The sequence below is a fragment of the Modestobacter sp. SSW1-42 genome (genome assembly GCF_046635825.1).
In the GTDB taxonomy this organism is placed as follows: Bacteria; Actinomycetota; Actinomycetes; order Mycobacteriales; family Geodermatophilaceae; genus Modestobacter.
This window is the reverse complement of sequence record NZ_JBISCA010000004.1, coordinates 41,211-55,172: the sequence shown is the minus strand read 5'-3', so window position 1 is coordinate 55,172 and position 13,962 is coordinate 41,211. Positions and strand designations below refer to the sequence as shown.

At 75.1% G+C, this 13,962-nt stretch carries 13 protein-coding genes; 6 read left to right on the top strand and 7 right to left on the bottom strand.

Annotated features, from left to right (window positions below):
* Positions 1 to 69 precede the first annotated feature (69 nt).
* The 4 genes from chvE to ACGBYP_RS14580 form a co-directional block, all read right to left on the bottom strand.
* Entirely contained in the window at positions 70 to 1,209 is a 1,140-nt protein-coding gene (chvE, locus tag ACGBYP_RS14595; RefSeq protein WP_411585301.1) for a multiple monosaccharide ABC transporter substrate-binding protein, read from the bottom strand.
* Between the two features lie 240 nt (positions 1,210 to 1,449).
* Entirely contained in the window at positions 1,450 to 3,975 is a 2,526-nt protein-coding gene (locus ACGBYP_RS14590) for an FtsX-like permease family protein (protein WP_411585300.1), read from the bottom strand.
* The gene (locus ACGBYP_RS14585) at positions 3,975 to 4,760 is read right to left on the bottom strand and encodes an ABC transporter ATP-binding protein (protein WP_411585299.1); all 786 of its coding nucleotides are present in this window, start codon (positions 4,758 to 4,760) and stop codon (positions 3,975 to 3,977) included. Before ACGBYP_RS14585 ends, ACGBYP_RS14590 begins: the two co-directional genes overlap by 1 nt.
* A 137-nt stretch (positions 4,761 to 4,897) precedes the next feature.
* Positions 4,898 to 6,283: a glycoside hydrolase family 5 protein gene (locus tag ACGBYP_RS14580; protein WP_411585297.1), complete on the bottom strand. Its 1,386-nt coding sequence runs from the start codon at positions 6,281 to 6,283 to the stop codon at positions 4,898 to 4,900.
* A gap of 62 nt (positions 6,284 to 6,345) precedes the next feature.
* On the opposite strand from ACGBYP_RS14580, the gene ACGBYP_RS14575 reads away from it, so the two are divergent.
* Complete coding sequence (locus ACGBYP_RS14575) at positions 6,346 to 7,953, top strand: long-chain fatty acid--CoA ligase (protein WP_411585295.1); 1,608 nt, start codon at positions 6,346 to 6,348, stop codon at positions 7,951 to 7,953.
* Between the two features lie 46 nt (positions 7,954 to 7,999).
* On the opposite strand, the gene ACGBYP_RS14570 is transcribed toward ACGBYP_RS14575, so the two are convergent.
* Complete coding sequence (locus ACGBYP_RS14570; RefSeq protein ID WP_411586056.1) at positions 8,000 to 8,332, bottom strand: rhodanese-like domain-containing protein; 333 nt, start codon at positions 8,330 to 8,332, stop codon at positions 8,000 to 8,002.
* A gap of 83 nt (positions 8,333 to 8,415) precedes the next feature.
* Between ACGBYP_RS14570 and ACGBYP_RS14565 the strand changes: the two genes are divergently transcribed.
* Genes ACGBYP_RS14565 through ACGBYP_RS14555 form a run of 3 tightly spaced genes read left to right on the top strand, consistent with a single transcriptional unit; the run spans position 8,416 to position 11,072 of the window.
* Complete coding sequence (locus ACGBYP_RS14565; RefSeq protein WP_411585294.1) at positions 8,416 to 8,931, top strand: PH domain-containing protein; 516 nt, start codon at positions 8,416 to 8,418, stop codon at positions 8,929 to 8,931.
* Positions 8,928 to 10,406, top strand: coding sequence for a PH domain-containing protein (locus tag ACGBYP_RS14560; protein ID WP_411585292.1), 1,479 nt, complete (start codon positions 8,928 to 8,930; stop codon positions 10,404 to 10,406). Before ACGBYP_RS14565 ends, ACGBYP_RS14560 begins: the two co-directional genes overlap by 4 nt.
* 18 nt (positions 10,407 to 10,424) lie before the next feature.
* Positions 10,425 to 11,072: a pentapeptide repeat-containing protein gene (locus tag ACGBYP_RS14555; protein ID WP_411585290.1), complete on the top strand. Its 648-nt coding sequence runs from the start codon at positions 10,425 to 10,427 to the stop codon at positions 11,070 to 11,072.
* Between the two features lie 131 nt (positions 11,073 to 11,203).
* On the opposite strand, the gene ACGBYP_RS14550 is transcribed toward ACGBYP_RS14555, so the two are convergent.
* Entirely contained in the window at positions 11,204 to 11,860 is a 657-nt protein-coding gene (locus tag ACGBYP_RS14550) for a response regulator (protein ID WP_411585288.1), read from the bottom strand.
* A 99-nt stretch (positions 11,861 to 11,959) separates the two neighbouring features.
* Here ACGBYP_RS14550 and ACGBYP_RS14545 point away from each other — a divergent pair, with 99 nt between their 5' ends.
* Positions 11,960 to 12,676: a sensor histidine kinase gene (locus ACGBYP_RS14545; protein ID WP_411585287.1), complete on the top strand. Its 717-nt coding sequence runs from the start codon at positions 11,960 to 11,962 to the stop codon at positions 12,674 to 12,676.
* Between the two features lie 38 nt (positions 12,677 to 12,714).
* On the opposite strand, the gene ACGBYP_RS14540 is transcribed toward ACGBYP_RS14545, so the two are convergent.
* On the bottom strand, positions 12,715 to 13,305 hold the full coding sequence (locus ACGBYP_RS14540; protein ID WP_411585286.1) for a TetR/AcrR family transcriptional regulator: 591 nt from the start codon (positions 13,303 to 13,305) through the stop codon (positions 12,715 to 12,717).
* A 67-nt stretch (positions 13,306 to 13,372) separates the two neighbouring features.
* Here ACGBYP_RS14540 and ACGBYP_RS14535 point away from each other — a divergent pair, with 67 nt between their 5' ends.
* On the top strand, positions 13,373 to 13,918 hold the full coding sequence (locus tag ACGBYP_RS14535; RefSeq protein ID WP_411585285.1) for a hypothetical protein: 546 nt from the start codon (positions 13,373 to 13,375) through the stop codon (positions 13,916 to 13,918).
* Positions 13,919 to 13,962 lie beyond the last annotated feature (44 nt).

Genomic DNA, 13,962 nt, shown 5'->3' with positions numbered 1-13,962 from the left:
GGCCGGGGGAGGTGGTGCGACCGGGCCCGGCAGACGTGCTGCCGGGCCCGGTCGAGTGGCGCGCCTACGTCAGTCCGACTGGCCCTTGGCGACCTCGTCGGCCGTCCAGTAGCCGGAGTCGATCAGCTTGGACTGGATGTCGGCCTTGTAGACCGTCTCCACCGGGAGCAGGTAGGAGGGGACGACCTTGACACCGTTGTTGTAGGTCTCGGTGTCGTTGGCCTCCGGCTCGTTGCCCTCGAGGAAGGCCTCGGCGGCCGTGACGGCCTGCGCGGCGAGCTCGCGGGTGTCCTTGAAGATCGTCGAGCTCTGGACACCGTCGTTGATCAGCTTGACCGAGGCGATCTCGGCGTCCTGACCGGTCACGACCGGCAGGGGCGTGGTGTAGCCGTTGCCCTGCAGGGCGGTGATGATGCCGCGCGAGATGCCGTCGTAGGGCGACAGGACGCCGTCGACCTTGGTGCCGTCGGCGTAGCTGCCGGTGAGGAGGTCCTCCATGCGCTTCTGGGCCGTCTCCTGGGCCCAGCGCAGGGTGGCGGCCTGCTCGATGCTCGTCTGGCCCGACTTCACCACGAGGGTGCCGTCGTCGATCTTGGGCTGCAGGACCGACATCGCGCCGTCGAAGAAGAACCCGGCGTTGTTGTCGTCCAGCGAGCCGGCGAACAGCTCGACGTTGAACGGCCCGGTCGCGGTGCCGGCGGAGCCGTCGGCGTTCAGGACGCCGAGGCCGGTGAGGAGCGCGGTGCCCTGCGCGACGCCGACCTTGAAGTTGTCGAAGCTCACGTAGAAGTCGACGTTCTCGGTCTCGCGGATCAGCCGGTCGTAGCTGATGACCTTGACGTTGGCGTCGGCCGCGGCCTGCAGCTGGCTGCTCAGCGCGGTGCCGTCGATGGCGGCGACGATGAGCAGGTCGGCGCCCTGGGTCAGCATCTGGTCGATCTGCTGGCCCTGGGTGGGGATGTCGTCGTTGGCGTACTGGAGCTCGACCTTGTAGCCGGCCTCCTCGAGCTGGGACTTGACGGCGTTGCCGTCGGCGATCCAGCGCTCGGAGGTCTGCGTCGGCATCGAGACGCCGATGGTCAGCTCCTCGGGGGCCGCAGTCGCAGCGGGCGCCTCGCCGCTGGCAGCGCCGGCACCCTCGCCGCCGCAGGCCGTCAGGCCGATCGCCATCGCTGCGCCCAGGGCGGTCAGCCCGAGCTTCTTGTTCACTGCCACATCTCTCCTTCGAGACATCTGCGACCCGAAGGGCCCGCAGGCTCGCCGCTGTGCGAGCCGACACAGTGTGAGCGCTAACAACCCTGGTCCGTCAAGTCTCCGGGACCAAGTCCACCGTCACGTTCGCGTAACGGCGCGTTCATCCGCCGCCCCGCCTGCGACGATGCCCGGCGGCCGTCATCCGGACGGGTGACGACCGCCGGGCAGCCCTGGTCACTGACGAGTACGAGGCGGTCACTCTCGCGTACCGACCGCCCCCGCGCGGGCCCCACGCAGCAGCACGCGGGTGGGTACGACGGTGCAGGACAGCGCCAGGACGACGACCCCGCCGAGCACCCCCGCGGTCAGCACCGGCGGCACGTACGGCCCGGACCCGGTCGCGCCCACCACCGAGGGCAGCAGCGTGCCCCAGGCGATCAGCGAGCCCAGCCCGATCGCGGCGCCGGCCACCACCAGGGCCTCCAGGCGCGCGGTGCGCAGCACCTGACGGCGGGTCGCCCCGACCATGCCGAGCAGCCCCACCTCGCGGCGGCGGGCCAGGGTGATCATGACCAGGGTGTTGGCCGCCGCGATCGCCGCGAAGCCGGCCAGGCCCGCCGCGAACACGATGTCCAGCCAGCTGTCCGACGCCCCGCCGACCACCGCGGGGGCGCCGTCCGGGCCGGGGCCGGCGACCTGCGTCGCCGGGCCGGCCACGGTCTGCAGCGCGGCCAGGTCACCGGCCTGCACCGGTCCGTCGTGCCGCACCAGCAGCTCCCGCAGCACCGGCGTCGTCAGGTGCCGACGCAGCGTCTCCGCCGGCAGCAGGGCGGCGGCCACCCCGAGTCCCCGGTCGTAGAGCGCGACCACGCTCGGGCGGATCGTGGCCCCGTCGGGGGCGACCAGCTCCACCGGCTCGCCCACGCGGGCGTCCAGCGAGTCGGCCAGCAGCACGTCGAGCGCGACCGTCCCCTCACCGCCGGGGCGCAGGGCGGTCAGGTCCCCGCTGCGGAGGCCGACGTCGAGGGCCTGCGTCAGCAGCGCCGGGTCGCCGGTGACCCCGGCCGCGCTGTGCGGCAGCAGCTCCCCCACCGACGGGGTCGCCACCGAGCCGGGCAGCACCCCCACCGCCGCGCCGACGCCGGGCAGCGCCGCGACCTGCGCGGGGAGGTCGACCGGCAGCCCCGCGGGGCCGGCCGAGACCACGGTGTCGGCCACCACGGCCGCCTCGCGCTGGTGCGTGGTGGCCCGGTCGACGCTGCCCTGGAGCAGGAACATCGTGCCGGCGAAGGCGACGGCCATGACCAGCGGCGTGATCGCCGAGGCGAGCCGACGGGCGTTGGTGCGGCCGTTGGCGGCGGCGAGGCGGCCCGGCGCCCCGAACCGGTCGAGCACCGGCCGCGCCACCCGGGACACCGCACCGGCCACGACCGGGCCGAGCAGGCCGATGGCCAGCAGCAGGGTGAGCACGACCGTGGCGGCCAGGCCCATGCCCAGCTCACCGGGGACGGTGGCCGACACGATCGCCAGCGGCACGCTGCCGGCCAGCGCGGTCAGCCCGAGCACCCAGCGCAGCGGGCCCAGCCGGCTGCCGGCCAGGCTGGCCTCCCGGAGGGCCTCGGCGGGCCGGATGCGCGCCGGACGGCGGGCGGCCAGCAGCCCGGCCGCCATCGCGGCACCGGCCACGACGAGCACCGTGACCAGGAAGGCGACCGGCCCGGTGGACAGCGCGAGCCCGGGGAGCAGGTAGCCGCGCTCGGTCATCGCGCCGAGCAGCCAGCGGGCCAGGAACAGCCCGGGGACCAGGCCGAGCGGGGCGGCGAGCAGCGCGACCAGCGCCGTCTCGGTCGCCACGGTGCGCCGCAGCTGCCGGGGCGTCGCACCGATCGCGCGGAGCAGGGCGAGCTCGCGGGAGCGCTGCTCGACGGCGAGGGAGGTGGTCGAGACGACCACGAACAGCGCCACCACGAGCAGCACCCCGCCCAGCGACCCGCCGATCGCCGTCAGCGTCTCCTTCGAGGCGCCGAACCCGGCGGTCTCGACCTCCCCGCGCTCGTCCCCGGTCACGACGACCAGGCCGGTCGGCGGTCCGGGCACGCCGGCCAGGGCCTGGTGGACGGCACCGCGCAGCTCGGACGCCGAGACGCCCTCGGCGGCGCGCACCGCGATCGCCTCGACCCGGCCGGGGTGTCCGGCCAGCGCCGCCGCGTCGACGTCGGCGAGCCAGACGTCCGGCCCGCCGGCGACCGTGCGCAGGCCTGCGACGGTGACCGGCCGGGTGCCACCGGGCGTGGCCAGCTCGAGCGTGTCGCCCACCCCCACGCCGGCCGCACCCGCGGCCGCGTCGGTGAGCACGACCTGACCGGTACCGGGTGCCCCGTCGGCGACCGCCGTGGCGCCGGGCTCCAGCGCGGTGCGCGACCAGCCGGCGGCCGACCAGGTCGCCGTCCCGGCGGTGACCGTGGCCGACACGTCCGGCACGACCGCGGCGACGCCGGGGACGCCGGCGAGCCGGTCGGCCAGGGCGGCGTCGACGAGCGGGCGCTCGGCCAGCGGGAGGGTGGTCTCCCAGTCGCCCTCGCCGTGGCGCACCTGGTCGTCGGCGGCCACCACGACCGCCGCGTCGGCGTAGCGCACCGGCTGCGCGGAGAGGGCGACCCCGCTCTGCAGGAACAGCGCGCTGGCGACGACGACGACCGAGGCGAACAGCAGCGCCACGAAGGCACCGGCGAACGCCGTCGGCCGGAAGCGGATCGAGGCCCGGGCCAGGCCGTTGCCCATCACCGCACCCCCGGCGCGACCAGCGCACCGGCGCCCCGGGTCAGCGTGATCATGCGGTCGGCGATCTCGTGCACCGAGGGGCGCTCCAGGTCAGCGACGAGCCCGCCGTCGGCGAGGAAGACCACGCGGTCGGCGACCGAGGCCGCCAGCGGGTCGTGGGTCACCATCACCACCGTCGCCCCCTCGGCGTCGACGATGCCGCGCAGCAGCCCGAGCACCTCGGCCGCCGTCCCGCTGTCGAGCGCACCGGTCGGCTCGTCGCCGAAGACGACGTCGGGGGCGCTGACCAGCGCCCGGGCGATCGCCACCCGCTGCTGCTGGCCGCCGGACAGCTCCGCCGGGCGGCGGTGCCCGTGGGCGCCCAGGCCGACCCGGTCGAGCACCGCCTGCGCCTCCCGGCGGCCGGCGGGACGGCCGGCCAGCCGCAGCGGGAGCAGCACGTTCTCCGCCGCGGTCAGCGAGGGCAGCAGGTTGAACGACTGGAAGACGAACCCGACCCGCTCCCGGCGCAGCCGGGTCAGCTCGTCCTCCGTCAGCCCGGTCAGCTCGGTGCCCCCGATCCGCACCGAGCCCGAGGTCGGCCGGTCCAGCCCGGCGGCGGTCTGCAGGAACGTGCTCTTGCCCGAGCCGGAGGGGCCCATCACGGCGGTGAACGACCCGCGGGGCATCCCGACCGTCACCTCCCGCAGCGCGTGCACCGTGGAGTCGCCGGTGCCGTAGGTGTGGCTCACCCCGGTCAGCGAGACGACGTCGGACGTCGGGTCCCCACCTCCCGCTGTCGTCACGTCGCGTGTCCGTCGCCAGGTCCTCATGCACCGAGCCTGCGCCGGACCGGGCGCGGTGACGATGCCGCCAGCAGGTGTCCCGGGGTCGGGCTGGCCCGACCCCGGGACGTGCGGCCTGCAGGAGGAGGACGCCCTGCTCAGGACGCCGAGGACTCCCGCAGCAGCCGGGCCAGCGGCTCGCGCTGGACGCAGCGCTCGAAGGCGAAGTCGCCGGCGAGCTCGGCGGCCTCGTCGGGGGTGACGCCCTCGAACACCGCCCCGAAGTCGCCGACCATCGCCTCGGCCAGCAGCACGTGCCGCACGATCCCGTGCAGCCACCGGTGCTGGCCCCACGGGTAGGGCTGGAAGTCGGGGAACTCGCGGGCGACCAGCTCCTCGATCGGCCCCAGGACGTCGCGGACGCCGGCGTCGGTCGACCCCCACGAGTCGACGCCGAGCCGGGCCTTCTTCTCCAGCACCGGCGCGATCCGCTGCAGGTAGGGCGCGGACGGCGGCACCGTGACCAGGCCCTGCAGGCCGATGTCCTTGTAGGTCCACAGCGCCCAGCTGGCCCCGTGCTCGCGGTAGATGTCGAGCTGGTCGGTCAGCAGCTGGTAGCGCATGGCGTCGCGCTCGGGGTCGCCGGTGTAGACCGGGCCGAACTCGCCGACCCAGATCGGCGTCCCGGTCTGGCGCATGTACGCCGTCCGCTCCAGGAATGTCTGCTCGACGACGTCCCGGTCGACGAACTTCCCGCGGCTGACGCCGGGGTACGGCCCGCCGTCGACGAAGCCGGGCAGCGCGTAGTCGTGTGCGGTGTAGACGGTGTTGGGCAGCGGGTCGCCGAGCTGGTCGAACTGGGTCGAGTACCGGTTGCCGTCGAGGAAGAGCACGTGCCGGGGGTCGACCGCCCGGATCGCCTCCTCCAGCCGCCGGTAGAACGGGCCGATCGCCTCACCGACGGCGTCCCCGGGCTCGTTGACCGGGTTGTAGCCGGCCACCCACGGGTTGTCCTGGTAGTGGTCGGCGAGGGCCTCCCACAGCCCGACGACACGGTCCTGGAAGTGCCGGTGGGTCCAGAAGTGCGCCCAGTGGGTGGGGTTGTCGCTGTGCCAGTGCTGGTTCTGGGCGCCCGGGACGGCGTGCAGGTCCAGGATCGAGTAGATCCCCGCCCGCGCGCAGGCCTCCACCGCCTGGTCCAGCCGGCGGAAGCCCTCCTCCTTCAGCTCACCGGGCCGGTCGTCGTCCTCGAAGTGCTTGTAGTTGAAGGGGATGCGCACGCAGTTGAGGCCGAGCGAGGCCAGGTGCTCGGCGTCGGCGTCGGTGAAGAAGTCGGTCAGGAAGCGGTCGAAGAACCGCTGGTAACCCTCGTCGCCCAGGGCCTTCCGCAGTGCGCTGCGCTGCTGGGACTCCGTCCCCGGGTAGCCGGTGATGAAGTTCTCCATGTTCATCCAGCCGCCCAGCCCGACCCCGCGCAGCACGATCGGGCTGCCGTCGGGCAGCACCAGCCGGTCGCCGTCGACCTGGATGATGCCGTCGTCCACTCTCGGTGCTCTGCTCACGCCACCAGTAGATCGTGAGCCGCGTCACTGGCAGCATGCGGCCCATGCTCGGGCTGATGCAGGACGTCCCCCTGACCGTCGACATGATCTTCCGGCACGTCGAACAGCACCACGGCGACGTCCCGATCGTCACCAACGGGCCCGGTGGCCTGGTCCGCAGCACCTACGCCGCGTGGGCCGACCGCACCCGGCGGCTGGGCGGCGTGCTGGACACCCTGGGCGTCAGCGCCGACGGCCGGGTCGGCACGTTCGCCTGGAACAGCCAGCGGCACCTGGAGCTGTACTACGCCGTCCCGTGCTCCGGGCGGGTGCTGCACACGCTCAACATCCGGCTGTTCCCCGAGCAGCTGACCTACATCGTCAACCACGGCGAGGACGAGGTCGTCTTCGTCGACCGCACCGTGCTGCCGCTGCTGTGGCCGCTGATCGACACCATGCCGACCGTCCGGCACGTGGTGGTGATGGACGACGGCGGGACCAACGAGGTGCCCGACGACCCGCGGGTGGCCGACTACGAGACGCTGCTGGCCGCCGCCGAGCCGGCCGCGTTCGGCGTCGTCCGGGACGAGAACACCGCCGCGTCGATGTGCTACACGTCCGGCACCACCGGCAACCCGAAGGGCGTCCTCTACTCGCACCGCTCGACGGTGCTGCACGCGATGGCGGTGATCGCGCCCAACGGCTTCGGCATCGGGGTGGAGGACGTCGCCATGCCGGTCGTGCCGATGTTCCACGCCAACGCGTGGGGGCTGGCCCAGGCCGCCCCGGCCGCGGGTGCCGCGATGGTGTTCCCCGGCGCGATGATGCAGCCGCAGGCGCTGGCCGACCTGATCGTCGCCGAGGGGGTCACCTTCACCGCCGGGGTGCCGACGATCTGGCAGGGCATGCTGCCGCACCTGGCCGGCCGCGAGCACCGGCTGCGCAAGATCGGCTGCGGCGGCTCGGCGGTGCCCGCGGCGCTGTCGGAGGCCTACCGCGAGCAGGTCGGGCTGCCCATCTACCAGGCCTGGGGCATGACCGAGACCCACCCGGTCGCCTCCGGCGGCACGCTCGCCCCCCGCTACGCGGACGCCGACGACGCCATGAAGGCCGCGCGCCGGGCCCGGCAGGGCGTGCCGCTGTTCGGCGTCCAGGCGCGGGTCGTCACCGCCGGGACCACGGACGAGCTCCCCTGGGACGACGTCGCGACCGGCGAGCTGCAGGTGCGCGGGCCCTGGTGCGCCGCCGAGTACCACCGGCCCGACTCCCCCGGCGAGCTGACCACCGAGGACGGCTGGATGAAGACCGGCGACATCGCCGCCATGGACGAGTTCGGCAGCATCCGGATCGCCGACCGCACCAAGGACCTGATCAAGTCCGGCGGCGAGTGGATCTCCTCGGTCGACCTGGAGAACGCGATCATGAGCCACCCCGCGGTGGCCGAGGCCGCGGTCGTGGCGGTGCCGCACCCGACGTGGGGCGAGCGCCCGCTGGCCTGCGTCGTCGTCAAGCCCGGCGAGACGCTGACCGAGGCGCAGGTGCTGGACCACCTGCGGCCGCTGGTCGCCTCCTGGTGGCTGCCGGAGAACGTGGAGTTCATCGACGAGGTGCCCAAGACCAGCGTCGGCAAGTTCTCCAAGAAGGACCTGCGCGCCCGCTTCGCCGGCCGCTGATGGAGTCCCCAGGGTGCGTTTCCGGCGCCCTGGGACTCCATGACGGCTACACGACGTAGGGCGGGCGGCCGGTCTCGCTGACCATGGGGCGGCCGGCTGCGTCCCACTCGCCCATGCCGCCGCCGACGTTCACCGCGTCGTAGCCGTTCTGGTTGAGCCACGCCGCCACCCGGGCGGAGCGGCCGCCGCCGCGGCAGGTGACGTAGAGCGGGTCGCCCTCGGGCAGCTCGTCGAGCCGGGCCGGGACCTGGCCCATCGGGATGTGCGTGGCGCCCTCGACGTGCCCGGCGGCCCACTCGTCGTCCTCGCGCACGTCGAGGACGACGGCGTCCGCGGGGACCTCGGAGGCGGGGACGGTCGGCACCTGCTGGGGCATCATCACGCGATCCATCGTGGCACGCAGGCGCGCGCCACCGCGGCGATGCGGCCCGGCTCACACCCTCCCCTGCCAGGATGGCGGCGATGTCCACTGCCCTGCCGGCCCCCGCCCGGGAACCCGCCTGGTCACTGTCCCGCTCGGCGATCGGGCTGTGGACCGTCCAGGGCGTGATCGGCACCCTGTTCTACGCGGTGCTCGTCGCCGTCGCGATCATCGTCGTGCCGGGCGACTCGGGCGCGCCCGCCACGATCGTCCGCTGGGTCGGCCCCGCGCTCGTCGTCCTGATCGGTGTCGTGACCATCGGGGTGCGGCCCCGGCTGCGCTACCGGGTGCACCGGTGGGAGGTCACCGGCGACGCCGTCTACACCCTCACCGGCTGGCTGGACCGGACGTGGACGCTGGTGCCGATCAGCCGGATCCAGACCGTCGACGTCAACCGCGGCCTGGTGCAGCAGCTGTTCGGCCTGGCCACCGTCGCGGTGCTGACCGCCTCGTCGCAGGGCACCGTCCGCATCCCCCACCTCGAGGTGGAGGTGGCCCGCCGCGTCGCCGAGGACCTCGCCCGGCGGGCGGAGCAGGTGCGGGACGAGGCCACGTGACCGGACCGGCCGCGGCGGCCGGGCAGCGCACGTCGCGCTGGGTCCTGCTGCTGCACACGATCACCTTCCGGCAGGCGCGGGCGCTCGTGCCCGCGGCCCTGGGGCTGGGCGCCGCCCGCGGCTTCGAGGGCGGCACCCTCACCGTCGTCGCCCTGGTCGTCGGGGTGACGCTGCTGTCGCTGCTGTGGGCGGCGCTGTCGTGGTGGCGGTTCAGCTACGCGGTCAGCGACACCTCGATGGTCGTGACCCGCGGGCTGGTGTCCCGCTCGGTGCGCACCGTGCCGCTGGACCGGGTCCGGGGCGTGGAGGTCGAGGCGCCCGTGCTGCACCGGCTGTTCGGGCTGGTGCGGCTGAAGGTGGACGCCGCGGCGGGGTCGGTGGGCGCCACCGGCGAGGAGCTCGTGGTCGACGGGGTGTCCCGCGCCGAGGGCGACCGGCTGCGCGCCCGGCTGCTGGTCCGCCGGGGCGTGCCCGCCGGCGTCGAACCCGGGGACGTCGCCGCGCCGGTGGTGGAGGAGGACGAGGAGGTCGTCACCCGGTTCGACCCGCGCTGGCTGCTGTACTCGCCGCTGGTCGGCAGCTACCTCGCGGTGCCCATGGCGGCGTTCGGTGCGCTGTTCCGGCTGCTGGACGAGGTGCCCGACCGGTTCGTGCCGGAGGTGGCCCGGCCGGGGGTGTCCGACGGGGTGCTCGCCGCCGTGGTGCTGGGTGGTGGGCTGGTGGTGCTGGTGGTCGGCTCGATCGCCGGCAGCGCGGTCGTGAACTGGCGCTTCCGGCTCGTGCGTCGCGGCGGGTCGCTGATCGCCACCCGCGGGCTGGTCACCCGGCGGCACACCGAGCTTGAGGTCGACCGGATCCGCGGCTGCACCGTCAGCCAGGGCGTCGGCATGCGGCTGGTCGGCGCGGCCCGCGCCAGCGCGCTGGTCACCGGCCTCGGGGACGCCGCCCGCCGCGGGCAGCTGCTGCCGCTGGGGCCGCAGGAGCAGGCGTGGGCGCTGGCCGACCGGCTGGTCGAGCCCACCGGCCCGCTGCGGCGCCACCCGGCCGCGGCCCGGCGGCGGTCGGTGGTGCGCGGCGTCGTGCCCGGCGCCCTGGTCCTGCTCGCCGGCCTCGTGCTGACCGCCACCTCGGGCTGGTGGCCGCTGCTGGTGGCCGGGGCGGTGCTCACCGGGCTCGGCGTCCCGCTGGGGCTGGCGCGGTACGCCGCGACCGGTCATGCCGCCGGCCCCCGGTCGTTCGCGGTGCGCTCGGGGTGGCTGGTGCGCGAGCACGCGGTGCTGCAGCGCCGGGCGGTGGTGGGCTGGCAGGTGCGCCAGTCGCCGTTCCAGCGGCGGGCCGGTCTGGTCACCGTGCTGGCCTGCGTGGGCGCCGGCAGCGGCGGCTACGCGGCGCGGGACATGGCCGCCGACGAGGCCGCCGACTTCGCCCGCGCCGCGTCCGGTGCATGGGCCGACACTCTCGCCCCGACGGCCTGAGGGCGGCAGGATCCGCACGTGCCGATCGACGCCGACAGCCTGCGCGCCCTGCTCCCGCCGACCGAGGACGCACCCGGCCCCTCGCTGACCCCGGGCGCCACGTACGACGGCCTGCGCTTCGCCGGGCTGGAGCTGGCCGGCGACGCGGCCGGCGCCCACCTCCTGGAGTGCGAGGTGAGCGGGTGCGACCTCGCGGGGGTCGGCTTCGACCGCGCCCGGCTGTCCACCGACCTGTTCGCCGACCTGCGGACGCCGGCCTGGTCGCTGGTCGACGCCACCCTGCTGGACGTCGTCGTGACCGGCGGCCGGTTCGGCGCGGTGACCGCCTCCGGCGCGCGGCTGACCCGGGTGGCCCTGCAGGACGTGAAGGTCGACTTCCTGAACGCCCGCGGGGCGACCCTGGTCGACGTGACGCTGACCGGCTGCACGATCGGTGAGCTCGACCTCTCCGGCGCCGACCTGCGCGACGTCCGGCTGGTCGACTGCGCCGTCGACTCGCTGGTGCTGAACGGCTCCCGCAGCCGCTCGGTCGACCTGCGCGGTGCCGCGGTGACCGCGCTGGACGGCGTGACCGGCCTGCGCGGCTGCACGATCAGCGACGCCCAGCTCGCCGGCTGGGCGCCGGCGATGGCCGCCGAGCTGGGCATCCGGGTCGCGGCCCGGTAGCCCCGCCGGCGACGGCGGGCAGGACCACCGCGGTCACGCCCGGTCGCCGACACCCCTGGGGCACGACCGAGACCGTCCGGTCCGCGCGTGCCCGCCGTACCGGCGGGTAACCGGACGTCGATGCCCCCTGCTCAGCGCCCCGTGTCCGCGACGTCCGCGACCAGGCCCACGCGCCCGGCCAGCGCCGCGGCCTCCACGCGCGTGGACACCCGCAGCTGCCGGAGCAGGTTGGCCACCAGCCGCTTCACCGTGCGGTCGGAGACGTGCAGCGTCGTGGCGATGTCGACGGTGCTGGTGCCGGCCGCGACCAGCTTCCACAGCCGCCGGTCGTCGGCGGAGAGCTTCGCGGCGATGCCCTGGTCGTCGGTGGGGGCCGCGTCGTCGAGCAACTGCCGCAGCAGCGACTCCGGGATGACCGACCAGCCGTCGAGCACCGCGAGCAACGGGCGCACCAGCGCCTCGGGGCTGGTGGTCTTGGGCAGGAACGCGCTGGCCCCGGCCCGCAGCGCCTCGAGTGCCGCGTCGGCCTCGGCCAGCCCGGACAACGCGACCACCCGCACCATCGGCTGGGTCCGGCGGATCGCCGCGATGGCCCTGGTCCCGCCGGGCGGGGGCATGTGCAGGTCGACGATCGCGACGTCGGCGTTGTGCCGGCGCACCAGCGCGGCCGCCGCCGAGGCGTCATCGGTCGTTCCCACGACCCGCACCCGCCCGTCGCTCTCGGGGGGCAGGAGCAGTTCCAGGCCCCGGCTGAACAACGGGTGGTCGTCCACGACCACCACGTCCACGGGGGGACGGTGCCCAGACCCGGCGTCGAAGCCCTCCACGTCACTCCCAGGATCGGCTGCGCTCGGCGTGGCTGACCGACCGCTCCCCCGGAGGTGCCCGTGACCCTCGCTGCCGACACACGACCCGCCACCCTGCCCGGACTGTTCACCGACCTGCTGCGCGTGGTGCGCAGCCGGCTCCCCCACGCCACCCCGCCGGCGGTGAGCACCGGCGACGCGCTGGTGCGCGCCATGTGCCACGACATGCGCAGCCCGCTGGCCGCGCTCGAGTCGGTGCTGGACCGGCTCGACCCCGACGACCCCCGGGGCCCGGAGCTGCTGGAGCTGGCCCGCGCCCAGGCCCACCACCTGGCCTCCATGCTGCGCACCGCGGACGCCACCGGCGGCGCCTCCGAACGGCGGGGCGTCCGCACGCTGGCCGACGTGGTGCGCGCCTCCGTCGCCGCCTCCGGGCTGCCGGCCCAGCAGCTGGACCTTCGGCTGGACGACGGCGCGGCCGACGTCGAGGTCGGTGACGCGCGGGTGCAGCGGATCCTCACCAACCTGCTGGAGAACGCCCACCGGCACGGCGGGGGACGCCGGGTGCGGCTGCGGGCCGACCGCCGCGGCGACTGGGTCGACCTCTCGCTCACCCAGCCCGGGGTGCCGGCCGACCGCGTGCTCGGCCACCTGAGCCGCACCACGCCACCGGTCGACCTCACCGGACTGGGCCTGTGGTCGGTGCAGCGGCAGACCCGCGAGCTGGGCGGCCGGCTGGCCTGGAGCCAGGGCGAGGACGGCGACTTCACCCTCGTCGTCCGCCTGCCCGACCGCTGAACGACGGACCGCCGGCCTCCTGCAGGAGGCCGGGGTCGTCAGGCGCGCAGGGCGCGCAGGTGGGCGGTGAGGACGTCGGTGGCCCAGTCGGTCGGGGCGCCGGCGTCCTGGCGGACCAGGTGCAGGGCCAGCCCGTCGACGAGGGCGTGCAGGCGGCGTGCCTCGAGCGGGACGTCGAGGTCGGCGCGCGCCCAGCCGGCTTGCACCAAGGACCTCAGCACCCGCTCGGCGACCGCGGCCAGCTCCCGGTGCGCGGTGTCGTGGACCTCGCGGAGCGGACCGCCGCCCGGGGCCAGGGAGCCCAGGTGCAGGAAGACCTCCATCTCCAGCCGGCGCCCGGCGTCGAGCGGGAGCAGCTCCCGCAGCACGGCCGTCTGGGGCTCCGGCGCCGGGGCGGTGAGGTCGAGCTGCTGGACGCGCTCCTGCACCCGCCGGGCCACCAGCTCCAGGGAGAAGACGAGCAGCGCGTCCTGGGTGGGGAACGCCCGGCGCAGCGAGCCGGTGGCCAGCCCGGCCTCGGCGGCCACCGTGCGCACCGACAACGCGCCCACGCCCCGGGTCGACAGCACCCGCCAGGCCGCCTCGGCGACCTCGACCTCACGGGCGGCGTGGTCGATGAGGCGGGGCACGCCCGGAATGTACACAGGCGTGCTAACTTGCCGTTGTGAGCACAACTGTGTCAGCAAAGGGGGACCCGTGGTCCTGACCGTGATCATCGCCTGCGAGATCGGCTTCTGGATCGCCGTGCTGGGCGGGCTGGCGGCCCGGTACCTCCTGCACGCCCGGCGACTGAGCGTCGTCCTCCTGCTGGCGGCGCCGCTGCTGGACGTCGTCCTGCTGGTGGCCACGGCGGTGGACCTGCGGTCGGGGGCGACGGCCTCCCTGGAGCACGGGCTGGCCGCGCTGTACCTCGGCTTCTCGGTCGCCTACGGGCACCGGCTCGTGCACTGGGCCGACGTCCGGTTCGCCCACCGCTTCGCCGGCGGGCCGGCCCCGGTGAAGCCGACCGGTGCGGCGTACACCCGCGCCTGCTGGGCCGACGTCGGCCGGACGCTGCTCGCGGTGTCGATCGCCGGCGTCGTCCTGCTCGGGCTCATCGCCTGGGTCGACGTGCCCGAGCGCAGCGAGGCGCTGCGGGCGGAGTTCCCGCTGCTGGCACTGATCCTGGGGCTGGAGCTGCTGTGGGCGGTCAGCTGCACGGTCTGGCCGCGGCGTCCGGCGGGGGTCGCGGCAGGGGCCTGAACAGGTCGGCCCCTGCGGGCCACCGGACGGCACCGGGGTGACAG

Coding starts and splice junctions, on each gene's coding strand:
- ACGBYP_RS14590 (WP_411585300.1), bottom strand. CDS start 3,975: ATGGGCAACGGCCTGGCCCGGGCCTCGATCCGCTTCCGGCCGACGGCG.
- ACGBYP_RS14575 (WP_411585295.1), top strand. CDS start 6,346: ATGCTCGGGCTGATGCAGGACGTCCCCCTGACCGTCGACATGATCTTC.
- ACGBYP_RS14570 (WP_411586056.1), bottom strand. CDS start 8,332: ATGATGCCCCAGCAGGTGCCGACCGTCCCCGCCTCCGAGGTCCCCGCG.
- ACGBYP_RS14565 (WP_411585294.1), top strand. CDS start 8,416: ATGTCCACTGCCCTGCCGGCCCCCGCCCGGGAACCCGCCTGGTCACTG.